23 protein-coding genes are annotated in these 22,443 nt (G+C 68.7%); 18 read left to right on the top strand and 5 right to left on the bottom strand.

What is annotated here, in order from left to right; genetic code table 11:
- Positions 1 to 110: 110 nt before the first annotated feature.
- Entirely contained in the window at positions 111 to 1,799 is a 1,689-nt protein-coding gene (locus LQ771_RS09070) for a GGDEF domain-containing protein (RefSeq protein WP_231349082.1), read from the top strand.
- A gap of 12 nt (positions 1,800 to 1,811) precedes the next feature.
- Here the strand turns inward: LQ771_RS09070 and LQ771_RS09065 are convergent, their stop codons facing one another.
- Entirely contained in the window at positions 1,812 to 2,312 is a 501-nt protein-coding gene (locus LQ771_RS09065) for a Mut7-C RNAse domain-containing protein (RefSeq protein ID WP_231349081.1), read from the bottom strand.
- Between the two features lie 59 nt (positions 2,313 to 2,371).
- Positions 2,372 to 2,839, bottom strand: a complete 468-nt coding sequence (locus tag LQ771_RS09060; RefSeq protein WP_231349080.1) for an NUDIX hydrolase — start codon at positions 2,837 to 2,839, stop codon at positions 2,372 to 2,374.
- 83 nt (positions 2,840 to 2,922) lie between these two features.
- Here LQ771_RS09060 and LQ771_RS09055 point away from each other — a divergent pair, with 83 nt between their 5' ends.
- From LQ771_RS09055 to radA, 5 genes are all read left to right on the top strand, one after another.
- Complete coding sequence (locus tag LQ771_RS09055) at positions 2,923 to 3,189, top strand: DksA/TraR family C4-type zinc finger protein (RefSeq protein WP_231349079.1); 267 nt, start codon at positions 2,923 to 2,925, stop codon at positions 3,187 to 3,189.
- Positions 3,190 to 3,317: 128 nt separating this feature from the next.
- The gene (locus LQ771_RS09050) at positions 3,318 to 4,178 is read left to right on the top strand and encodes an aldo/keto reductase (RefSeq protein WP_231349078.1); all 861 of its coding nucleotides are present in this window, start codon (positions 3,318 to 3,320) and stop codon (positions 4,176 to 4,178) included.
- Positions 4,179 to 4,382: 204 nt separating this feature from the next.
- Positions 4,383 to 5,780 carry a replicative DNA helicase gene (locus LQ771_RS09045; RefSeq protein ID WP_231349077.1) on the top strand — a complete coding sequence of 466 codons (1,398 nt, stop codon included), beginning with the start codon at positions 4,383 to 4,385 and terminating at the stop codon, positions 5,778 to 5,780.
- A 157-nt stretch (positions 5,781 to 5,937) separates the two neighbouring features.
- Positions 5,938 to 7,026: an alanine racemase gene (alr, locus tag LQ771_RS09040; RefSeq protein ID WP_231349076.1), complete on the top strand. Its 1,089-nt coding sequence runs from the start codon at positions 5,938 to 5,940 to the stop codon at positions 7,024 to 7,026.
- A gap of 170 nt (positions 7,027 to 7,196) precedes the next feature.
- On the top strand, positions 7,197 to 8,588 hold the full coding sequence (radA, locus tag LQ771_RS09035) for a DNA repair protein RadA (RefSeq protein WP_231349075.1): 1,392 nt from the start codon (positions 7,197 to 7,199) through the stop codon (positions 8,586 to 8,588).
- 63 nt (positions 8,589 to 8,651) lie between these two features.
- Here radA and LQ771_RS09030 read toward each other — a convergent pair whose 3' ends face one another.
- Positions 8,652 to 9,476: a cytochrome C assembly family protein gene (locus tag LQ771_RS09030; RefSeq protein ID WP_231349074.1), complete on the bottom strand. Its 825-nt coding sequence runs from the start codon at positions 9,474 to 9,476 to the stop codon at positions 8,652 to 8,654.
- Positions 9,477 to 9,641: 165 nt separating this feature from the next.
- On the opposite strand from LQ771_RS09030, the gene ffh reads away from it, so the two are divergent.
- The 5 genes from ffh (at position 9,642) to rplS (ending at position 13,177) form a co-directional block, all read left to right on the top strand.
- Entirely contained in the window at positions 9,642 to 11,024 is a 1,383-nt protein-coding gene (gene ffh, locus LQ771_RS09025) for a signal recognition particle protein (protein ID WP_231349073.1), read from the top strand.
- 159 nt (positions 11,025 to 11,183) lie between these two features.
- Positions 11,184 to 11,441, top strand: coding sequence for a 30S ribosomal protein S16 (gene rpsP, locus LQ771_RS09020; protein WP_091333189.1), 258 nt, complete (start codon positions 11,184 to 11,186; stop codon positions 11,439 to 11,441).
- Positions 11,442 to 11,443: 2 nt separating this feature from the next.
- On the top strand, positions 11,444 to 11,959 hold the full coding sequence (gene rimM, locus LQ771_RS09015; RefSeq protein ID WP_231349072.1) for a ribosome maturation factor RimM: 516 nt from the start codon (positions 11,444 to 11,446) through the stop codon (positions 11,957 to 11,959).
- Positions 11,960 to 11,973: 14 nt separating this feature from the next.
- Entirely contained in the window at positions 11,974 to 12,756 is a 783-nt protein-coding gene (gene trmD / locus LQ771_RS09010; protein WP_231349071.1) for a tRNA (guanosine(37)-N1)-methyltransferase TrmD, read from the top strand.
- 25 nt (positions 12,757 to 12,781) lie between these two features.
- Entirely contained in the window at positions 12,782 to 13,177 is a 396-nt protein-coding gene (gene rplS / locus LQ771_RS09005) for a 50S ribosomal protein L19 (protein WP_231349070.1), read from the top strand.
- A gap of 245 nt (positions 13,178 to 13,422) precedes the next feature.
- Here rplS and LQ771_RS09000 read toward each other — a convergent pair whose 3' ends face one another.
- The gene (locus tag LQ771_RS09000) at positions 13,423 to 15,462 is read right to left on the bottom strand and encodes an EAL domain-containing response regulator (RefSeq protein ID WP_231349069.1); all 2,040 of its coding nucleotides are present in this window, start codon (positions 15,460 to 15,462) and stop codon (positions 13,423 to 13,425) included.
- Between the two features lie 175 nt (positions 15,463 to 15,637).
- A complete protein-coding gene (gene epmB, locus LQ771_RS08995) occupies positions 15,638 to 16,648 on the bottom strand; it encodes an EF-P beta-lysylation protein EpmB (RefSeq protein ID WP_231349068.1) in 1,011 nt (336 codons plus the stop codon).
- A gap of 87 nt (positions 16,649 to 16,735) precedes the next feature.
- Between epmB and efp the strand changes: the two genes are divergently transcribed.
- From efp to folE2, 7 genes are all read left to right on the top strand, one after another.
- The gene (gene efp / locus LQ771_RS08990) at positions 16,736 to 17,305 is read left to right on the top strand and encodes an elongation factor P (protein WP_231349067.1); all 570 of its coding nucleotides are present in this window, start codon (positions 16,736 to 16,738) and stop codon (positions 17,303 to 17,305) included.
- Between the two features lie 78 nt (positions 17,306 to 17,383).
- Positions 17,384 to 18,715, top strand: a complete 1,332-nt coding sequence (locus tag LQ771_RS08985; protein WP_231349066.1) for a TRZ/ATZ family hydrolase — start codon at positions 17,384 to 17,386, stop codon at positions 18,713 to 18,715.
- A 9-nt stretch (positions 18,716 to 18,724) separates the two neighbouring features.
- The gene (locus LQ771_RS08980) at positions 18,725 to 18,979 is read left to right on the top strand and encodes a YciI family protein (RefSeq protein WP_231349065.1); all 255 of its coding nucleotides are present in this window, start codon (positions 18,725 to 18,727) and stop codon (positions 18,977 to 18,979) included.
- A gap of 119 nt (positions 18,980 to 19,098) precedes the next feature.
- On the top strand, positions 19,099 to 19,809 hold the full coding sequence (ubiG, locus tag LQ771_RS08975) for a bifunctional 2-polyprenyl-6-hydroxyphenol methylase/3-demethylubiquinol 3-O-methyltransferase UbiG (RefSeq protein WP_231349064.1): 711 nt from the start codon (positions 19,099 to 19,101) through the stop codon (positions 19,807 to 19,809).
- Positions 19,806 to 20,486 carry a phosphoglycolate phosphatase gene (gene gph / locus LQ771_RS08970; protein ID WP_231349063.1) on the top strand — a complete coding sequence of 227 codons (681 nt, stop codon included), beginning with the start codon at positions 19,806 to 19,808 and terminating at the stop codon, positions 20,484 to 20,486. The genes ubiG and gph overlap by 4 nt, the downstream gene beginning before the upstream one ends.
- Positions 20,486 to 21,334, top strand: a complete 849-nt coding sequence (locus tag LQ771_RS08965) for a squalene/phytoene synthase family protein (RefSeq protein WP_231349062.1) — start codon at positions 20,486 to 20,488, stop codon at positions 21,332 to 21,334. Before gph ends, LQ771_RS08965 begins: the two co-directional genes overlap by 1 nt.
- A gap of 123 nt (positions 21,335 to 21,457) precedes the next feature.
- On the top strand, positions 21,458 to 22,405 hold the full coding sequence (gene folE2 / locus LQ771_RS08960) for a GTP cyclohydrolase FolE2 (RefSeq protein WP_231349061.1): 948 nt from the start codon (positions 21,458 to 21,460) through the stop codon (positions 22,403 to 22,405).
- Positions 22,406 to 22,443 lie beyond the last annotated feature (38 nt).

The raw sequence follows: 22,443 nt of genomic DNA, 5'->3' as shown, positions 1-22,443 counted from the left end.
GACTTCCCGTTGTGGCGCGAATCCTGTCTGGACCTCGTCGGAGCCGGCTCTGGTTGCCGGGCAGCGCGTGTTGCCTGGCTCTTTTCCTTGCTCCGGTCATCGCGTCCGCCGTGCCGGAGTCCGCTGAAACCAACCGGATGCTGGTGCGGGCGGACCACCTGAAAGCGTCGGACAACCCGACCTTCGTTTCCCTTCTCGACCAGTTGCACCTTCGCGAAGCCCGGCTCAGCGACCAGCAGCGCCTCCTTCTGAGGTACCTGGATGCATGGCAGCTCGATTACCTGGGAGACTACCGTGCCGCGCGGGCCTCGCTGACGGCCATCATCCGCGAGGCGCCGGACCCGGCGCTCCGGTTCCGCGCCACGGCAACGCTGGTCAACGTTCTCGGAGCGGTGCACCGCTACGAGGATGCGTTCGTCCAGCTGAACCAATTGATCGAACAACTGCCCCGGATCAGCGGCCGTGAACTGCGGTGGCAGGGTCTGGGCGAAATTGCCCAGCTGCTGACCGCGGCGGGCCAGTACGATCTCGGTGCGAGTTACGCCAGGCAGATGCTGGACGTCATCCCGGCGGGGGAGACCGCGTGCAAGGCCTCGTATTTCATCGAGCACGCGCGCTACAGCGGCGGTCAACTGGGCAAGCACGACCCGCAGGCAGAAGAAGCCATCGACGAGTGTGCCCGGGCTGGCGAGTCGGTGTTCGCCAATGCGCTGCGCGCCGATATGGCCAGTGTGCAGATCAAGGCCGGGTATCCGGCCGAGGCTGCAGCCATGCTCGAGAAGCACTATGCGAGCGTGCGCCATGACCGGTACCTGATCACCACCCTGCGCTTTGACGCACTGCTCGCGCAGGCGTACCTGGCCCAGGGACAGTCGGGCAAGGCGCGAACCTACGCCCTTGCGGCCGTAAAGGCGAGTGCGCCCGGAGAGTTCACCGATCCCCTGCGCATGGCCTGCAGGACCCTCTACCAGATCGACCAGCAACGCGGCGACTTCAAGTCCGCGCTGGACTGGCACAGGCGCTACATGGAGGCCGACAAGGGGTACCTCGACGACGTCAGCGCCAAGGCGCTGGCCTTTCAGATCGTCAAGCAGCAAGTGCAGGCGAAGAAGGTGCAGGTCGACGCGTTGGACAAGCAGAACAAGATCCTGCAGCTGAGGCAGGCGCTTGACCGCAAGGCGGTGGAGGCCAGCCGGCTGTACATCGCCATGCTGGCACTGGGGCTGCTGGCGATCGGCCTGTGGCTGCTGCGCCTGAAGCGTTCGCAGCTCGCGTTCATGCGCTTGGCCCAGTGCGACAGCCTCACCGGCATCTTCAACCGCAAGCATTTCATGAGCGAAGCCGAACAGGTGCTGCGCTACGTGCAGCGCTCGGCACGGGGCGCCTGCCTGGTGCTGATCGACCTGGACCACTTCAAGCTGGTGAACGACACCCACGGCCACGCGATGGGCGATCTGGTGCTGCGGCAGGCGGTGACCGCCTGCCAGGCCCACATGCGTTCGACCGACGTGTTCGGCCGCCTCGGTGGCGAGGAGTTCGGCATCCTGTTGCCCGAGTGCTCGATGGACAGCGCCATCGAGCGCGCGGAGGCAATCCGCCACAGCGTGGCCCAGCTGAGTTCGGCGGCCGAGCCTGGCATCCGCATCTCGGCGAGTTTCGGCGTTGCCTGCACCCGCGAAACGGGCCACGACCTGCGCCAGCTCCTCATCGACGCCGATCAGGCGCTCTACCGCGCCAAGCGGGCCGGGCGCAACTGCGTGGTGGCGGGCAAGCAGGGCGAAGGAATCGTGATCGCCTGAGCGCGGCCGGCGTCAGCCACCGGCCCCGTTTCCGCCACGCGCGTTCCAGTGCTCGAGCCGCGCCTGCATGCGCCGCACGTGGCTGCCGGGCCAGTAGACCCGGCCGCACGCCGGGCAGGCGCGGAATGGACCGGGCAGGTTGCGTGCCCGTGGTGCCACGCGCGTGCGTTCGCCCGGGGTAGCGTCGTGCAGCGACGTGTTGTCGAGCAGGCAGCGGGTGAAGGGTGCACACGTCCAGTCGATGCCGAGCGCCACCGTCAGCTCCGCGGCCTGGGCATCCAGTCCGTCGACTGCGAGCAGCACGACACGGATGCCGTCCGGGGCATGTGCGGCCAGGTGCCGGTCGCGGGTGACGAGGATGCGCGACTGTGCCAGACAGGCATCCAGCACCGCCCGATCCCTCGCGCTGACGGACGCCAGACCCGTGTCGTAGCCGGCCGCGCGCAGCCAACGGGCGAGGCTGGCGAGCATGGCGTCGCAGAACAGGCTGACGGATTCTGCGTGGGTGCCCATGGGCCCATTCAAGCCGTGCACGGGACGAAACCGCGTGAGCGCGCTGGACTCGAACGCGGTCAGCCACTCCGCGCCAGGTGCGCTTCCAGTAAGTCGAGCAATGCTTCCTGGCTGGGGAGGATCTTCGTGCGCGCCTGCGCCAGCGTGAACCAGGCGACCCGGTCGACTTCCGGAAAACGCGCAAGCTGACCGCTGCGTGGCGGCCACTCCAGCTCGAACAGGTTGCTGCGCAGCGCGGCCGGATCGAAGTTGCCCTCCAGTGCGAAGGCCTCGACCCATTTGCCGCCGCGCTGGCGCAGCCGTCCCAGCGGATGCAGCGAGCCGGTCGCGGGCATCCCCAGCTCTTCCTGGAACTCGCGGCGCGCGGCCGCTACGGCTTCCTCGCCGGGCAGCAGTTCGCCCTTGGGCAGCATCCAGGCGCCGTCGTCGCGACGGCGCCAGAACGGCCCGCCAGGGTGGGTGAGCAAGACCTGCGGCGTGCCGTCGTGCAGGCGGTACATCAGGATTCCGGCGCTGGTGATGGGCATGTGTCCTCCGCTCGGGGGCGACGCGTCGGCGTTCACGCGGGGCACGGTAACATCCGGACACCGAGACCTTTCGGAGGACCGCCATGGCGATCGGCTGGGCCGGCGACGGCGCCGTGCAGGATCAGATCGACGCGACCGTGAAGGACGCGATCAAGCGCGCGCGCAGCAAGCTTCCGCAGGGGCCGAGCCTGAGCCACTGCGAGGAGTGCGATGCGCCGATTCCCGAGGCGCGGCGCAAGGCCGTGCCCGGCGTTCGGCTGTGCGTGGCCTGCCAGGAGGCGCTGGACAAGTCGCAGCGCGCGGAAAGCGGCTACAACCGCCGCGGCAGCAAGGACAGCCAGCTGCGCTGACGCGGCCAGTTGCGGGCGATCGCGGCACTGCTGCCAGGAGGCCGGGCATGTGCCCGGTTTTGCGCGAGCAGGCTTGCCTCCTCGTGGTGCGTCCCCATGAAAGGACTCCGACTTCGAAGGAGCTCCCCATGCAAGAGTCCAACGCCGCGGCCGCTGGCCGGTTCCAGATTGGCGGCGACATTCCCGTCAACCGGCTGGGCTTCGGCGCCATGCGCATCACCGGCAAGGGCATCTGGGGCCAGCCGGCGGACCTCGAAGGGGCCCGCGCCACCTTGCGCGCCCTGCCGGAGCTCGGTGTCGATCTCGTCGACACGGCCGACAGCTACGGCCCGGAGGTGAGTGAGGACCTGATCCGCGAAGTGCTGCATCCGTACAAGAGCATGCTGATCGCCACCAAGGGTGGACTGACGCGCCATGGACCGGACATCTGGGCGCCGCTGGGCCGCCCGGAATACCTGCGCCAGTGCGTGCTGATGAGCCTGCGCCGGCTCGACGTGGAACGCATCGACCTCTGGCAGCTCCACCGCATCGACGCCAAGGTGCCGCGCGAGGAGCAGTTCGGAGTCATCGCGGACATGCGCAAGGAGGGCCTGATCCGGCACGTGGGCCTGAGCGAGGTCGGCGTGGAGGAGATCGAGGCGGCGCGCCGGTATTTCCCGGTCGCCACCGTGCAGAACCTCTACAACCTGGCCAACCGCAAGAGCGAGGCGGTGCTGGAGCACTGCCAGGCCGAGGGCATCGGCTTCATACCCTGGTACCCGCTGGCGGCCGGTGACCTGGCGGCACCCGATTCGGTGCTGAGCCGCATCGCCCAGCGCCTGGGCGCCAGCAACGGGCAGGTCGCGCTGGCCTGGCTGCTCAAGCGCTCGCCGGTGATGCTGCCGATTCCCGGGACGTCGAAGGTAGAGCACCTGCGCGAGAACGTCGGGGCGGCGCAGCTGGAACTGTCCGACGAGGACTACCGGGCGCTGGAAGCTGCGGCGCGGTGATCGTCCGCAACGGATGAGCTGTACCGACCGCGGCCGCCCGCTGCTCCTGCAGCGGCCGGCAATGGGAAAGGGGCCGTTATCCACCGTCCCCCACAGCTTATCCACAGACTTATTGTCTCGTCGGCTGAGAACCTGCCGCGTATCCTCTGCCCTCGTGTGTCCGCCGCTGCCGGCGGCACGGCTGTCTGCGAGGAAACCCGACCCATGTCCTTTGTCCCCGAGCGCAAGAGCGGCCAAGGCTCCGCCATCGAGGCGCTGCGTGTGCCGCCGCACTCCATCGACGCCGAGCAGGCGGTGCTCGGCGGCCTGATGCTGGCGCCCGATGCGCTGGACAAGGTCGCCGACCGGTTGGGCGAGGGGGACTTCTACCGCAAGGACCACCGCCTGATCTGGCGCGCGATCAACGAGCTGGCCAACAAGGGCATGCCCTGCGATGCGGTGACGCTGGGCGACTGGTTCGAGGCCAACGACCTGGCCGAGATGGTCGGCGGCGCCAGCTACCTGATCGAGCTGGCCAACGCCACGCCGAGCGCCGCCAATATCGGCGCCTATGCGGACATCGTGCGCGAGAAGTCGATCCTGCGGCAGCTGATCGACGCCGGCACCGGCATCACCGAGGACGGCTACCGGCCCGAAGGCAAGAGCGTGCACGAGGTGCTGGAGAACGCCGAGCAGGCGGTCTTCAAGATCGCCGAGTCGGGCGCGCGCGGCAAGAAGGACTCGGTGTCCATGCGCGATGCGGTCAAGGACGCCTTCCGCCTGCTCACCGAACGCTACGAGAACCGCGGCCAGCTCACCGGCATCTCCACCGGCTTCAACGACCTGGACGAGCTCACGTCCGGCCTGCAGCCGTCGGACCTGATCATCGTCGCAGCGCGTCCGTCGATGGGCAAGACCGCGTTCTCGGTGAACATCGCCGAGGCAGCCGCGTTGCGCGGCAAGAAGGCGGTGGTGATCTTCTCGATGGAAATGTCCGCCTCGCAGCTGGCCTTGCGCCTGATCTCCTCGATCGGCCGCATCCATGCCCAGCACCTGCGCAACGGCGACCTGTCGGAAGAAGACTGGCCGCGCGTGACCAATGCCATCGCGATCCTGTCCGAGGCCAAGATATTCATCGACGACACCCCGGGCCTGTCGCCGGTGGAACTGCGCTCGCGCGCGCGCCGCCTGCACCGCGAGCACGGCGGGCTGGGCCTGATCGTGATCGACTACCTGCAGCTGATGCAGGTGCCCGGAAACAAGGAGAACCGCGCCACCGAGATTTCAGAAATCTCCCGTTCACTCAAGGGCCTCGCCAAGGAGCTGAACGTGCCGGTGATCGCCCTGTCGCAGTTGAACCGCTCGCTGGAGCAGCGCGCCGACAAGCGGCCGATGATGTCCGACCTGCGCGAGTCGGGCGCCATCGAGCAGGACGCGGACGTGATCATGTTCATCTACCGCGACGAGTACTACAACAAGGAATCGCCGGACAAAGGCCTGGCCGAGATCATCATCGGCAAGCAGCGAAACGGCCCCACGGACACGATCAAGCTGACCTTCCTGGGCCACTACACCAAGTTCGAGAACTACGCGGCCGACTCGTTCGTGGGGTCGTTCGATTGAGAGCCGTGAATCGGGATTGGGGATTCGGGATTCGCAAGCGCCGTCCGGCTCCTGGCTCCCTCTCCCCCGGGCATCGCCCGGGGGAGAGGGTCGGGGAGAGGGGGAGGTCCTTGCCTTTTACCGAATCCCGAATCCCGAATCCCCGATCCCCGCATCCATGAGCCGCACCACCACCGCCACCATCCACCTCGGTGCTCTGCGCCACAACCTCGCCCGCATCAAGGCGATGGCTGCCCCTGCGCGGGTCATGGCGGTGGTCAAGGCCGACGCCTATGGCCACGGCCTGGAGCGCGTGGCCCGCGCGCTGGATGGCGATGCCGAATGCTTCGCCGTGGCGGCGCTGGGCGATGGCCTGCGGCTGCGCGCCGCCGGCCATCGCCAGCGCATCGTGGTGCTGTCCGGCCCCGACCAGCCCGGCGACATCGCGGAGATGCAACGCCTGCAGCTGGATGCGGCCATCCACCACGAGGCCCAGCTGCACTGGCTGGCCGAAGCACGTCCCGGCCGTGGCCGCCTCCGCGTCTGGCTGAAGATCGACAGTGGCATGCACCGGCTGGGCTTCGCGCCCGAACGCGTTGCCGGCGTGCACGCGCGGCTGGCGGCGATGCCGGGGCTCGATCCGGAGATCGGTCTGCTCAGCCATTTCTCCGACTCGGAAGTCTTCGACGGCGAACAGACCCGCGCACAGATCGCGCGCTTCGCCGAAGCCACCCGCGGACTCGACGGGCCGCGTTCGCTGTCCAATTCGGCCGCCGTGCTGGGCTGGCCACAAGCGCGCGCCGACTGGGTGCGCACCGGCGGGCTGCTGTATGGCCTGTCGGTGGTCGAGGGCAAGAGCGGTGCGGATTTCGGCTTCCGTCCGGCGATGACGCTCGCCACGCGCCTGATCGCCATCAACCGGACGGCCAGGGGCGAATCGATCGGCTACAACGGCACCTGGACCTGCCCGGAGGACATGCCGGTCGGCGTCGCCGCCGTCGGCTACGGCGACGGCTATCCACGCAGCGCCGCCAGCGGCACGCCGGTACTGGTGGGCGATACCCGCGTGCCGCTGATCGGCCGCGTCTCGATGGACCTCATCACGCTGGACCTGCGCGGCGCGCCGGAGGCGAAGGTGGGCGACCGCGTCGTGCTGTGGGGGGAGCGGTTGCCGGTGGAAACCGTCGCCCGGCACGCCGGCACCATCAGCTACGACCTCACCTGCGGCATGACCCGCCGCGTGCTGTTCGTCGAAGACGAAAGCTGAGCGGTCCGTTGCCCCCCTGTAGGAGCGCCTCGTGTGTGCGACCGCCATGCACGGCGATGCCGCGCGGTCGCGCACAGGGTGCGCTCCTACAGGCGAAACCGGCACGCGCTGTCTCGCCCCGTGCGAGCGGGGCGGGCTAAGCTCCTCGCCTTCGACTACCGGAACACCCCATGGCCAAGGCCAAGACCGCCTACGTCTGCACCGATTGCGGCGCCGAACACTCCAAATGGCAGGGCCAATGCGTCGAATGCGGCGTGTGGAACACGCTCAGTGAGGTCGTGCTGGCGCCTGCTTCCACGGCGAAAGCCTCGGTCGGCGCGCAGCGCTCGAGCTACGCCGGCAACGCCGCCGGTTCAGCCAGGGTCACCCCGCTCACCGCGGTGGCGCTGACCACCGAGGCGCGCACGCACACCGGCATCGGCGAACTCGATCGCGTGCTCGGTGGCGGGCTGGTGCAAGGTTCGGTGGTGCTGATCGGTGGCGACCCGGGCATCGGCAAGTCGACGCTGTTGCTGCAGATGCTGGGCACGCTGGGCGCGCACCTGGCGAGCGTCTATGTCACCGGCGAGGAATCGCTTTCGCAGGTGGCCGCCCGCGCGCAGCGCCTTGGCCTGCCGCTGGAACCGTTGCAGGCGCTGGCCGAGACGTGCATCGAGCGTATCCTCGAGCAGGCCATCGCCACGCGACCTCACGTGCTGGTGATCGATTCGATCCAGACGATCTGGACCGAACTGCTCACCGCGGCGCCAGGTTCGGTCAGTCAGGTGCGCGAGTCGGCGGCCAAGCTGACCCGCTTCGCCAAGGAGACCGGCACGTCGGTGTTCCTGGTCGGCCATGTCACCAAGGAAGGCGGGATCGCCGGTCCGCGCGTGCTCGAGCACATGGTCGACGCGGTGCTGTATTTCGAGGGCGAGTCGGGCAGCCGCTTCCGCGTGCTGCGCGCGTTCAAGAACCGCTTCGGCGCGGTCAACGAGCTGGGCGTGTTCGCGATGTCCGACAAGGGCCTGCGCGAGGTGCCCAATCCCTCGGCGATCTTCCTTTCGGCGCATTCCGGGCCGACTTCGGGGAGCGCTGTCATGGTCACCCGCGAGGGTACCCGTCCGTTGCTGGTCGAAGTGCAGGCGCTGGTCGACCAGTCCTCGCTGGGCAATCCGCGCCGCGTGGCGTTGGGCCTGGAGCAGAACCGCCTGGCGATGTTGCTGGCCGTGCTGCACCGCCACGGCGGCGTGGCGGCCTATGACCAGGATGTGTTCGTCAACGTGGTCGGCGGTATCCGGGTGCAGGAAACGGCCGCCGACCTGCCGGTGCTGCTGGCGGTGCTCTCCTCCCTGCGCGACCGCCCGCTGCCGGACAAGACCATCGCCTTCGGCGAGGTCGGCCTTTCCGGCGAGATCCGCCCGGTACCCAACGGCGAGGAGCGCCTGAAGGAAGCGGCCACCCACGGCTTCCGCCGTGCCATCGTGCCCAAGGCCAATGCACCCAAGAAGGGCAAGGTCGGCGAGATGGAGGTCATCGGCGTGGAGCGCCTGTCGCAGGCCATCGACGCCTGCCGCGAGGCATGACTCCCTGGCAGGGACGCGATGGGGCTGGCCTCAAGCGCTGGCGCTGACCGCATCGCGGCGGGTTCACGGTACGCGCTGCAGCACGACCTCGAGCACGAACTTGCTGCCGAAAAAGGCGAGCCCGAGCACCGCCATGCCGATCAGGGTGAGGTTGACCGCGCGCGTGCCGCGCCAGCCATGACGCCAGCGTCCCCAGAGCAGTACGCCGAAGATCACCCACGCGATTACGGTGAGCACTATCACGTGCGCCAGATGCTGGTTGCGGATGTCGTGCACGAAGAGCGCGCCGGAAAGCAGCGTCAGCGTCAGCAGCGCGAAGCCGGCGCTGATCAGCCGGAACAGCAATGCCTCCGTCTGCGTCAGCGGAGGAAGCGCCCGCAGCCAGGGCCGGAACTGGCGGTGCCGCAGCGCCCGCTCCTGTACAGCCAGGCCCAGCGCAAGCACCGCAGCGAACGAGAGAACGCTGAAAGCGATGACTCCGACCGCCACGTGCAGCTTGATCTGCCAGTCCATGGGCTCGGGCGGCGTGGGCCTGGACAGCTGGTCGATCGCAACAAAAAGCGCGGCCAGCGGGAAGACCACGACTCCGAGCGCGGCCACCGGGCGTGTAATGCTCACCAGCATCGTGATTGCCGAAACGACGCAGGCGACCAGCGACAGCGCGGCAAAGAAGTGCAGGTCCAGGGCGCCCCGGTGCATGCCCAGCAGCACGCCCGCATGCGCGAGCACGGCAAGAAGCGCCACTGCCAGCGCCGCGCGCTGCCAGACCGGCGATGGTTTCCCCGTCCCGCTGCCGAACAGCGGCCAGGCGAGCAGGCCGGTGGCGAGCAGGTAGCAGACGATGGCGGTGAGCGAGAGGGCGGGCAGCATGCGCGTGAAGTGTCGCATACGGTCAGGGTCCGTTGAACGAGCCGTCCGCGGGAATCGACGCGCCGGGACAGGTCGTCTTCCGGCCGGAAGCCCGGCCGTCCGGATCGCGCGGCCTGTTAAGGGCCGCGGATCGGGCGCTCTGATATATTGGCGTGCTTGTTCCTGTCGAACCGTAGCCCGCCCATGTTCGAGTCGCTGAGCCAACGCCTCTCCGCCACCGTCAACCGCCTTCGCGGACGCGGACGGCTGACCGAGGAAAACATCCGCGAGTCCCTGCGCGAGGTGCGCATCGCGCTGCTGGAGGCGGACGTCGCGCTGCCGGTCGTGCAGGCGCTGATCGAGCGCGTGAAGGTGCGCGCGGTCGGCCAGGAAGTGCTCAAGAGCCTGTCGCCCGGCCAGGCACTGGTGAAGGTGGTCAGCGAGGAGTTGACCAAGGTGATGGGCACGGCCAACGCCGAGCTCAACCTTGCGCAGCAGCCGCCCGCGGTGGTGCTGATGGCCGGCCTGCAGGGCGCGGGCAAGACCACCACGGTGGCCAAGCTCGCCCGCTTCCTGACCGAGCGCAAGAAAAAGAAAGTGATGGTGGTCAGCTGCGACGTCTACCGTCCTGCCGCCATCGAGCAACTGCGTACGCTGGCCGAACAGGTCGGGGTGAAGTTCTTCCCGTCCGAGGCGGGACAGGATCCGGTCGACATCGCCCGGGGCGCGATTGCCGCCGCCCGCCGCGAGGTGGTCGACGTGCTGCTGGTCGATACCGCCGGCCGCCTGCACATCGACGAAGCAATGATGGGCGAGATCAAGGCGCTGCATGCCGCGATCACGCCGGTCGAGACCCTGTTCGTGGTCGATTCGATGACCGGCCAGGACGCGGCCACCACCGCCAAGGCCTTCAGCGAAGCGCTGCCGCTGACCGGCGTGGTGCTGACCAAGACCGACGGCGACGCCCGCGGCGGCGCGGCGCTGTCCGTGCGCTACGTCACCGGGCGGCCGATCAAGTTCCTGGGCGCGGGCGAGAAGACCGACGCGCTGGAGCCGTTCCATCCCGACCGCCTGGCCCAGCGCATCCTCGGCATGGGCGACGTGCTTTCGCTGGTGGAGGAGGTCGAGCGCAAGGTCGACCAGGAAAAGGCGCAGCAGCTCGCCCAGAAGGTGATGAAGGGCAAGCGCTTCGACCTGAACGACATGCGCGACCAGCTCGAGCAGATGAACAACATGGGCGGCCTGGCCGGCCTGCTGGACAAGCTGCCGGGCGTGGCCAACCTGCCCGAGAACGTCAAGTCGAAGGTCAACGACAACGAGATCAGGCGCATGGTGGCGATCATCGGCTCGATGACGCCGAAGGAGCGCCGCCATCCGGACCTCCTCAATGGCTCGCGTCGCGCCCGCGTGGCGCGCGGCTCGGGTACCCAGCCGGCCGACGTCAACCGCCTGCTCAAGCAGTACATGCAGATGGAGAAGATGATGTCCAAGCTCTCCAAGGGCGGCACCAAGGGCCTGATGCGGCAGATGCGCGGGGCCATGAAGGGCATGGGCGGGATGGGCGGCGGTTTCCCGCCGATGCGCTGATCACCCGGCGCATCTAGGGGGCGCCGGAAGCGATGGCCTTCTGGACAGCCCCAACCCAAGGTCTTCCCTTTTACCGAAAATCCACTAAAATGCCGCGTTTACCGCGCGCGGATCCCGTGCGTGCTGCCGGCGCGGCCGGCACCTCTGGAGCTTTTACTTATGGTCAAGATTCGTCTTTCGCGCGGTGGCGCCAAGGGCCGCCCGTTCTACCACGTCGTCGTGACCGACCAGCGCAACAAGCGCGACGGTCGCAGCATCGAGAACGTGGGCTTCTACAACCCGGTCGCCTCCGGCAAGGACAAGCGCCTGGAGCTCAACGTCGAGCGCGTCAACGAGTGGGTGGGCAAGGGCGCCCAGCTGACCGACAAGGTCGCCGCCCTGCTCAAGGAAGCCGGCAAGCAGCAGGCTGCTGCCTAAGCATGGCCGCAGCCGGTCGGCGCGTCCTGGTCGGACGCATCGTCGGGCTGTACGGCGTGCAGGGCTGGCTCAAGATCGAATCCTGGACCGAGCCCCGCACGCAGATCTTCAAGTACCAGCCCTGGCTGCTCGAAAAGGCGCCGGGCGAGGTGATGGAGGTCGCCGGGGTTGCCGGGCGTCCGCAGGGCAAGGGGCTGATCTGCCAGTTGCCCGGCGTGGATGACCGCGACGCCGCGGCCGCGCTGGTGGGCAAGGACATCCATGTCGCCCGCGAGCTGCTGCCGCCTCCGGCCAAGGACGAGTATTACTGGGTCGACCTCGAAGGGCTCGAGGTCATCACCACCGAAGGGGTGTCGCTGGGACGGGTGAGCCACCTGTTCGCCACCGGCGCCAACGACGTGGTGGTGGTGAGGGACGGCACGCGCGAGCGGCTGGTGCCTTTCGTCCAGGGGACTTACGTGCGTTCGGTGGACCTGTCCGGCGGGCGCATGGTGGTGGACTGGGATCCGGAGTTCTAGGAATCGAGGATCCGATGCGCATCGACGTCGTCACGCTGTTTCCCGACTTCATGCGCCAGTGCGCCGCCGTCGGTGTGGTGGGACGCGCGCAGCAGCGCCAGTTGCTGCAGGTGGAAACCTGGAATCCGCGCGACTACGCCACCGACAACTACCGCACCGTGGACGGCCGCACCTGCGGCGGCGGACCCGGGATGGTGATGCTGATCGAACCCTTGCGCGCGGCCATCAAGGCCATGCGCGAGGCGGCGCCGGAGCCGGCGCACGTGATTTACCTCAGTCCGCAGGGAGCGCGGCTGACGCAGGGCAGGGTGGAGGCGCTGGCGAAACGGCCACGCATCGCCCTGCTCTGTGGGCGTTACGAGGGTGTGGACGAACGCCTGCTGGCGCACGAGGTCGACGAGGAGCTCTCCATCGGCGATTATGTGCTGTCCGGGGGTGAGCTGGGCGCCGCGGTGATCATCGACGCGGTCGGCCGGTTGCAGGAAGGCGCGTTGAACGACGCGCAGTCCGCCGAGCAGGATTCGTTCTCGAACGGTCTGCTCGACTGCCCGCACTACGCGAAGCCGGTGCATGACGCACTGGGTGACGTGCCGGAGGTGTTGCTTTCCGGCGACCACGCGGCGATCCGCCGCTGGCGCCTGAAGCAGTCGCTGGGACGGACCTGGCTGCGGCGGCCCGACCTGTTGGCGCAGTGCGCATTGGACAAGGAGTCCCGCGCATTGCTCGAAGAATTCCGCCGCGAGCACGCTCGTCATGAGCAGCAGCGGCACGACGACGCGGCCGTAAAGCCGCAGTAATTTGCAAATTCAATCAGGTGTTGCCATGAACAAGATCATCGAACAGTTCGAAGCCGAGCAGATCACCCGCCAGCTGCCGGAATTCGGCCCCGGCGACACCGTGGTGGTCAACGTCAAGGTGAAGGAAGGCAATCGCGAGCGCGTGCAGGCCTTCGAGGGCGTGGTCATCGCCAAGCGCAGCCGTGGCCTGCATTCGGCCTTCACCGTGCGCAAGATCTCGCACGGCACCGGTGTGGAGCGCGTGTTCCAGGCGCACAGCCCGGCGATCGATTCGGTGCAGGTCAAGCGCAAGGGCAAGGTGCGCGGCGCCAAGCTGTACTTCCTGCGTGGCCTGGAAGGCAAGGCTGCCCGCATCAAGGAAGACATCGCCGCCGTTTCGGCTGCCAAGGCTGCTGCCAAGGCTGCCGCCGCCGCCGAGTAAACGACGGCAGGCTTGTTCCACGCAAAAGCCCCGCGGAGCGATCCGCGGGGCTTTTTGCATTCAAGGTTCGGCACGGGCGATGGACGCCGGCTCCGATACGCGGGCCCCTCGACGTTATGCGGGAGCCCGCTTGCGGGCGACGCTTTGGCTAGTGCGCCAGCAGAGCATCGCCCGCAGGCGGGCTCCTACGAAGAGCGGGTCTCGGGCGGAGTGAGCCTGCCGCCCAGTCAGCCGGGTGGCGCCGATCACATCAACCGCTGCGGTTCCTGCAGGAAGTTGCCCTGCACGAAGTCCACGCCACAGGCGAACAGCAGCGAGGTGCTCGTCGCGTCCTCGACCCACTCGGCCACCGTCAGCCGCTTCATCTCGTGAGCCTGCGCGCAGATCTCCCCGATCTTCTTCTGGTTTTCCGGATGCTGCGGCAACTGGTTCATGTACGTGCGGTCGATCTTCAGATAGTCGGCATCGATGTGGGTCAGCAACTGGAACGAATTCAGGCCCGAGCCGAACTGCTCCAGGGCGAACCGTCCGCCCATCTTCTTCCAGTGGCTGATGAACTCCTGCGCCGGGCGCAGCAGCGTGACCACCTTGCTCTCGGTCATTTCCAGCACGAGCTGGCCCTGGCGCAGTGCGGCGCGCTTGAGCCGCTCCGCCAGCCATGGAAGGAAGGTGGCGTCCTGCATCGACTGGGCCGTGAGCTTGACGAAGAACGTCGTCTGCACGCCCTGTCCGTCGCGTGCCTTGAGCATCTCGATGGCGCGGTTGAGCACCCAGCGGTCGATCGCCGGGGTCAGGCCGTGCTTTTCGGCGATCGGCATGAAGAAGCCGGGCAGCACCTCGCCCTGGGGCCCGTTCATGCGCAGCAGTACCTCGGAGTATTCGCCCTCCGCGTCCTGCAGGCTGATCGTGTGCTGGTGGTAGAGCACGAAGTTGTCCTGCTCCAGCGCCTGCTTGAGCAACTGCAGCCAGTAGCGCTCGCGCTCTTCCTCGGCCTTCTCGCGGGCGGCCGGGTCGTGCAGCTCGCTGCGCCCGCCGCCCTGGCTTTGCGCGTTGCGCAGCGCCTGGCTGGCCTGGTTGAGCAGAAGCTCGGCGTTGGCGTTCTTCTCGCCCAGCAGGCTGCCGCCGATGCTGGCGGTGACCGTGATGGAGCGGGTGCCGGCATCGAAGATGTCGCTGGCGATGGATTGCAGCACGCCATCGATCCACTGCTTGATCGCCTCGTCGCTGCGGGAATCGAGCACCACGCCGATGGTGTGCTCGGCCAGCAGGCCGGCCATGTCGGTTTCACCGAGCAAGGCGCTGACCCGCCCGGCGAATGAAGCCAGCAGTTCGTCGGCCTGGCCCAGGCCGATGCCGGACACGATGGTCTGCCAGTTGTCGGGCTCGATCAGCAGCAGGGTCTGGCCCTTCTTGCCCTTGGCCGCGGCGGCGACTGCCTCGTCGATGGTCTCGAGCGTGCGTGCGCGGTTGAACAGGCCGGTAACCGGGTCGCGTTGCAGCTGCTCGATCAGCGCCGGATCCACCTGCTGGCGGCGGAACACGATCTGCAGGCAGGGTTCGCCCTCGAAGGTGGCGCCGGCGAATTCGACCGTGGCCTTGAAGGTGCTGGCGTCCGCGCGACGGGCCTGCAGCTCCACCTGGTTGGCGGCCTTCTCCTTGCGCGAGTGGGCGCGCAGGAGGTGCTTGAAGGCCTCGGCATCCGCGCTGCCGATCATGTCCAGTACCGGCAGGCCAAGCAGGTCGTCGAACTCCTCGTAGCCGAAGGTCTCCAGGTAGGCGCGGTTGGCGCGCACGTGCATGCCTTCGTGCACGTAGGCGATGGGGTCGGTGGAAGAATCGAGCAGGGCGTCACAGCGGCGTTCGGACTCGCGCAGCGCCGCTTCCAGCAGGCGGACCTGGCGGCGCGTGTGCAGCGCCTCGAACTCGCGCTGCAGCACCGCGATCAACTGCTTGGGCTGGGTGCGCAACGCGGTGCCGCGCACGCCGCCAGCGAACATGTCGGCCACGCTCTGGGTGTCGAGCTGGTTGACCAGCGCCAGCAGCGCCACGTCGCGGCCATGCACGTCCAGCAGGTGCGCCACCTCACGCAGATCGAGGCCGGCGGCGGGATCAAACAGCACCATGTCCGGTTCGAGCTCGTCCAGCGCCGCCTGCACCTGGTCGGTCTGGGTCGCCCGCGCCGGGCGCACCGCGATACCGGCATTGCGCAGCAGGCTGATGATCTGTTCGGCGTCCTCGACGGATTTTTCGACGAAGAGGATCTTGATGACGGAATCTTTTTTCATTGAGCCCTGGCGGCTGCCCCTGAATCGGCCGAATCGCTGGCGCCCCTCGCCGCGACCGGAAGGCGAGCCGGCCCCGGCCGTTCACCTTCCATCCACGGTTTGTAGCGGATTCCCCCCAAGAGCGCCAGCGGCAAGTCGCACAAAGGCAACGCCCGCCTCATCCGGCGGGCCGCGCTCACAGCGGGCGCTTGGAAGCGTCCCCGGCTACTTCGCGGACCAGCCGCGGGACCAGGTAGCCGGGCAGATGCTGGCGCAGGTCCTCGACCAGGGCCAGGGCGCGTGCATCGTCCACTTCGAAATGGGCGGCGCCCTGCACGCGGTCGAGCTGGTGCAGGTAGTAGGGCAGCACCCCGGCGGCGAACAGCCGTTCGGACAGCGCCGCCAGGCTATCGGCCTCGTCATTGATCCCGCGCAGCAGCACCGACTGGTTGAGCAGCGTGGCGCCGGCCTGGCGCAGGCCCGCACAGGCGGCGTCCACGCCGGAGTCGAACTCGTTGGCATGGTTGGCGTGCAGCACGACGACCTTCTGCAACGGCAAAGCCTCCAGCCAGGCCAGGAACGGCCCGTCGATGCGCTCGGGCAGCACGACCGGCAGGCGGGTGTGGATGCGCAGGCGGGTCACCTGCGGCAGGTCGGCCAGGCCGCGGCCGAGCTCTTCCAGCTTGGAGGTCGCCAGGGCGAGCGGGTCGCCGCCGGAGAGAATCAGCTCGCTGATCGACGGATCGGCCCCCAGGTGGGCCAGTGCCTGCTTCCAATGTCCGGCGGCGGCGATCTCCTCGCCGTAGGGAAAGTGCCGCCGGAAGCAGTAGCGGCAATTGACCGCACAGCTGCCGCTGGCGATCAGCAGCGCGCGGCCGTGGTACTTGTGCAGCACGCCCTGCGCCTCGCGCGCGGCCAGGTCGCCCACCGCGTCGGTTAGGAAGCCGGGCACCTGGTCGAGCTCGGCAAGCTGTGGCAGCACTTGCAGCAACAGCGGATCCCGCGGGTCGCCGGGGCGCATGCGTGCCACGAATCCGCGCGGCACCCGCAGGGCGAAGCCGGCATCGGCCGGCGGCAGCCGGTCGGCCAGGTGCGTGAGCCCCACGGCGGCAAGCAGCTCGCCGGCGTCGGTGATGGCGTTGCGCCACAGCTCGCGCCAGTCGGAGGGGGGCGGCGATAGGCGGGCGGCGGGGCTTGCGGTTATCATGGCGGGCCTTGAGGCGGGCTTCGGGCCCGTGCAAACCCCTATTTTAGCCGCCGGAACGGCGGTGTTTACCTCTGGAGCAGAAAGCGCATGGCGACCGCCGGTCTCAACGACGTCAAGAAGGGTATGAAGATCCTTCACAACAACGACCCGTGGGTCATCACCGACGCCGACTTCATCAAGCCCGGCAAGGGCCAGGCGTTCACCCGCATCTTCATCCGCAACCTGAAGACCGGGCGCACCACCGAGCAGACGATGAAGTCGTCCGACTCCTTCGAGGTCGCCGACGTCACCGATACCGACATGCAGTTCCTCTACTCCGACGGCGAGTTCTGGCACTTCATGCAGCCGGAGTCCTTCGAGCAGCACCAGGCCACCAAGGCTGGCGTGGGCGATGCGGCGAAGTGGCTCAAGGGCGAGGAAGAGTGCGTGGTCACGCTGTTCAACGGCGAGATCATCACGGTGCAGGCGCCGAACTTCGTCGAGCTGAAGATCACCGAGACCGACCCGGGCGTCCGTGGCGACACCTCCGGCGGTGGCGGCAAGCCGGCCACGCTGGAAACCGGCGCCGTGGTGCGCGTGCCGCTGTTCGTGGGCACCGACGAGGTGATCAAGGTCGACACCCGCACCGGCGAATACGTCAGCCGCGTCGGCAAGTAAGCGGTCGGCTGCAGTACCCCGACGGCACGGCAGCGCAGGCGCCGTGCCGTTTTCGTTCCAACGCCACACGAGAACCCGATGACTCCAGCCTCCACCGAGATCGACCTCCTCATCGAAGCCCGTTGGGTGGTACCCGTCGAGCCCCATGCCGTGGTGCTGGACAACCACGCGGTGGCCATCGACGGCGGCGAGATCAAGGCCGTGCTGCCGATCGCTCAGGCGCGCGCAGCCTATGCGCCGCGCGAGCGGGTGGAACTGCCGGAGCACGCGCTGATCCCCGGCCTGGTCAACAGCCACACGCACAACCCGATGACGCTGCTGCGCGGGCTGGCCGACGACCTGCCGCTGATGACCTGGCTGCAGCAGCACATCTGGCCGGCGGAGGCCAAGGTGATCGGGCCGGAGTTCGTGCGCGACGGCGTGGAGCTCGCGGTCGCCGAGATGCTGCGCGGGGGCACCACCTGCGCCAACGAGAACTACTTCTTCCCCGACGTGATCGGCGCGACGTACCGGCGGCTCGGTTTCCGCGCCGTGGTCGGCCTGCCGGTGATCGAATTCCCCACCGCCTGGGCCAAGAGCCAGGACGAGTACTTCGAGCGCGCCAGCGAAGTGCACGACAGCTTCCGCGGCGACGGCCTGGTGGGTACGGCGTTTGCGCCGCATGCGCCCTACACCGTGTCGGACGAAAGCTTCGAGCGCATCCGCGTGCTGGCCGACCAGCTCGACATTCCGGTCCACCTGCACCTGCACGAGACCGCGCACGAGGTCGAGGAAGAGAAGAAGAAGTCCGGCCTGCGCCCGTTCCAGCGCCTGCAGAAGCTCGGCCTGGTCAACGACCGACTGATCGCGGTGCACATGACCCAGGTGACCGACGGCGAGGTCGCCGCCTGTGCGGAGGCGGGCGTATCGGTGGTGCATTGCCCCGAATCCAACCTCAAGCTCGCCTCCGGCTTCTGCCCGGCGGAGAAGCTGCGCCGGGCCGGCGTCAACCTGGCGATCGGCACCGATGGCTGCGCCTCCAACAACGACCTGGACATGATCGGTGAACTGCGCACCGCGGCGATCCTGGCCAAGGCGGTCGCTTCCGACGCCGCGGCGTTCGATGCGGCGTACGCGCTGCGCGCGGCCACGCTGAACGGCGCCAGGGCGATCGGCCTGGAGGGCCGGATCGGTTCGATCGAGCCGGGCAAGCAGGCCGACCTGGCGGCCGTGCGGCTGAGCGACATCGAGACGCAGCCGCTGTTCCACGTCGCCTCGCAGCTGGCCTACGCGGCCGGGCGGCACCAGGTGACCGACGTGTGGATTGCCGGCCGCCGCAAGCTGGCGGCACGCGAGCTGGTCGGCCTCGATCCGGCGGAGATCCTGGCCAAGGCACACGCCTGGCGCGAGCGCATCGCCGCGTTTTCATAAGGAGCCTGCATGAACCTCTTTCTGGTCCTGGTCATTCGCCGCCCGCAGTTCGACCCCGCGGTGGTGCCGGCGCACCTGCGCTTCCTCGACGAACTGCGCACGGAAGGCCGCGTGGAGCGCTCGGGGCCGTTCGGAGACAAGTCCGGCGGCGCCTACCTGCTACGCGCGACGGACCTGGCCGAGGCGCGGGTCATCGCCCATCGCGACCCGACCCACGTCAGCGGCGGTTGGGACGTGACGGTGTACGAATGGCAGGCGCACTAGCTGCCCCTCATTCGTAGGAGCCCGCTTGCGGGCGATGCCCTGGCTGTAAGGCGCATCGAAAGAGCATCGCCCGCAAGCGGGCTCCTACAAAAAAAGTCTGCGCACGTAAGGACTGTCCCATGACCGACACCACCACCAACGTCAGCCCCGACGAGATCGCCCGCTTCGACAAGCTGGCCTCCCGCTGGTGGGACCCGGACGGCGAATCGCGCCCGCTGCACGACCTCAACCCGGTGCGCGCCTCCTACGTCGCCGCCCGGGTGGACCTGCGCAACGCGAAGGTGGCCGACGTCGGCTGCGGTGGCGGCCTGCTGAGCGAGGCGCTGGCCCGCGACGGCGCGAAGGTCACGGGCATCGACCTGGGCGAGAAGGTCATCGAGGTGGCGAAGCTGCACCTGTTCGAATCGGAGCTCGAGGTCGACTACCGCGTGCAGTCCTCCGCCGCGCTTGCTGCCGCCGAGCCGGCCAGCTTCGATGCGGTCTGCTGCATGGAATTGATCGAGCACGTGCCCGATCCGGTTGCGCTGGTCGGCGACCTGGCCGCGATGCTCAAGCCGGGCGCGCGCCTGTTCATGTCCACCCTCAACCGCACGCCGGCCGCGTTCGGCGCGGCAATCCTCGGCGCGGAGTACGTGATGCGCCTGCTGCCGCGCGGCACCCACCACTACGCGCAGTTCCTCAAGCCCTCGGAACTGGGGCGCCTGCTGCGCCATGCCGGCCTGGAACTGGAGGACGTCTGCGGCCTGGCCTACAACCCGCTGACGCGCAAGGCCTCGTTGAGCCGCATCACCGCGGTCAACTACCTGTTGTGCGCGCGCAAGCCGGCATGAGGCCGCTGCCGACCCACCTTGGCGGCGTGCTGTTCGACCTCGACGGCACCCTGCTCGACAGCGCTCCAGACCTCTACGCCGCGCTCAGGCGCCAGTGCGAGGAGGAGGGCGCGCCGGTGCCGCCCTACGCGCCGGTACGCGAGGTGGTCTCGCGTGGGGCGCGGGCAGTGTTGCGCTGCGCGTTCGGGCACCTGGGCGAGCCGGCGGTGGAGGCGCGCGTGGAGCGGTACCTGGCGCTGTACGAAGAGCTCATGGGCCAGGCCACGCGCCCGTTCGACGGCATCGAGCCGATGCTTGCCCAACTCGAGGCCGCCGGCGTGCGTTGGGGCATCGTGACCAACAAGGCTGGCTTCCTTACCGACGAGCTGCTGCGCCGGATCGGCTGGGACGATCGCGCCGCGACGGTGGTCAGCGGCGATACCCTGCCCGTGAAGAAGCCGGATCCCGCACCCGTGCGCCTGGCCTGCGAGCGCGCGGGCATCGACCCCGCGCGCAGCCTGTTCGTCGGCGACGACCGCCGTGACGTCATGGCCGGCGCCGCAGCGGGGCTGTACACCGTCGCCGTCGCCTGGGGTTACCTCGACGGCGGCGATCCGCGCGAATGGAACGCCGATGCCGTGCTCGACACCCCTGCGCAGTTCGCCCAATGGTTGCGGCACGGCCAGGCGGTCGCGTGATGGACGCCAGCCACGACGCCGTGCAGAGCTATGTGGACAAATGGCTGGCCGCGCAGCCGGCGCAGCGCCTGGCGCTCGCGTTCGTCGATCCCGCGCGCCACACGGGGCACATCGCGCTGGCCGCACTGGAACAGGAGCTGCTCGCCGCCGCCTACGGCATCCGCGAGCCGCACGTGGCTGCCACCAAACTCAACTGGTGGGCGGAGGAGTTGACCGGTGCCCGGGAAACCGGCGGCCGCCATCCGTTGACCCACGTGCTGTTCGATGACGAGCGCGCGTCGGCTATCGCCAATGAGCGCTGGCTCGCGCCCGTGCTGGCGGCCATGGCCCAGCTCGAAGAAGGCACTTCGGCCGATTTTGGCGCGCAGCTGGCGGCCGCGTCGCAGCTCCATGGTGCGCTGGCCGCGCTGGAAACCGCATGGTGGTTCGGCGAGTCGGCCTCGCCCGAGCGCGCCGCGCGGGTGGCCGCGGTCACCCATCTGCTGCATGCGCTGCGCCGGCTGGACGACGACGCCGAGCGCGACCGCCTGCCGCTCCCGATGGCATCGCTGGCCCGCCATGGCCTCAGCCGCGGCCAGCTGCGCCACGCCGGTGCCGCGCGCAATGCGGCGGTGCGCGATCAGCTGGACGAGCTCACCGCCGCCTGGCGCGGGACGACCGGGCTGGCCGGGCCGCTGAGCGTGTTCCGTGCCGTGGAGTCGTACGAGGGCGAGCGCCTGGCCCGGCGCGCCGCCGCCGCCGCCGAGCCGTTGCAGGCGCTGCAGCGCGCACGACCGTCCAGCGGGCTGTCGACGACCCTGGTCGCCTGGCGGGCCGCGCGGCGCTGGCGACGCGGGAAGACCGCCTGACCATACCCCGGGCGGGGGACCGGGCGCTCAACACAGCGTTTCCGCAGCATGCCTGTTGCCCCCGCGCACGCTGCCCCAAAATAGAGAGCCGCACGGCGCCACTGCCTGCCGCAAGGAAATCCGATGCACAGCCACGAAAACACCGCCCGCCTGCTGCCCGACGTCGCCGTCCAGGCGCAGCCGCACCTGGCCGGTGCACTGGACTGGGTGGGTATGGACGGCATCGAGGTGCCGGTACGCTTCGATGCGGGCGATGGCCAGGTCGAACGCGCCAGCGCGCAGGTGGGCGCGTTCGTCAACCTGACCCGCCCGGACAAGCGCGGCATCCACATGTCGCGGCTCTACCTGCTGGTCGACCGGCACCTCAGCGCCAGGCCGCTGGACGCGGCAACGATCGAAGGACTGCTGCAGGCATTCCTGGAATCGCACAGGGACCTGTCGGACCGCGCCCGCATCAGCATCCGCTTCGACCATCTGGTCCGCCGGCCGGCGTTGCGCAGCGGCAACAGCGGCTGGCGTGCCTATCCGGTTTCCATCGAGGCGAGTCTTTCCGCTGACGGCTTCCAGCTCGAGCTGGGCACCGAAGTGGTCTACTCCTCGACCTGTCCGGCATCCGCGGCGCTGGCGCGGCAGCTCATCCAGGAACAGTTCGCGCGCGATTTCGACGCTGCGCGCCCGCTCGACCATGCGACGGTCATGGCATGGCTGGGCAGCGAGCAGGGCATCGTCGCCACGCCGCATGCGCAGCGCAGCGTGGCGCGGTTGCTGGTGCGCCTGGCCGATGGCGTGGGCTTCAATCTGATCTCGACCCTGGACCGCGTCGAGCAGGCGCTCGGCACCCCGGTGCAGACGGCGGTCAAGCGCGAGGACGAACAGGCCTTCGCGCTCGCCAACGGCGGAAACCTCATGTTCTGCGAGGATGCCGCGCGACGCATCCAGAAAGCGCTGGACGCTGATCCGCGCATCGCCGACTTCCATGTGCGCCTGGAACACCAGGAGAGCCTGCACCCGCACGACGCGGTGGCCTACGCCAGCAAGGGCGTGCCGGGCGGTTACGGCTCGGCGGCCTAGTTCCGCCCGTTGTCCGTGAGCGGAGGCTCCGGCCGGCA

The sequence above is a fragment of the Frateuria soli genome (assembly GCF_021117385.1).
In the GTDB taxonomy this organism is placed as follows: Bacteria; Pseudomonadota; Gammaproteobacteria; order Xanthomonadales; family Rhodanobacteraceae; genus Frateuria_A; species Frateuria_A soli.
This window is presented reverse-complemented; position numbering and strand designations above follow the sequence as displayed.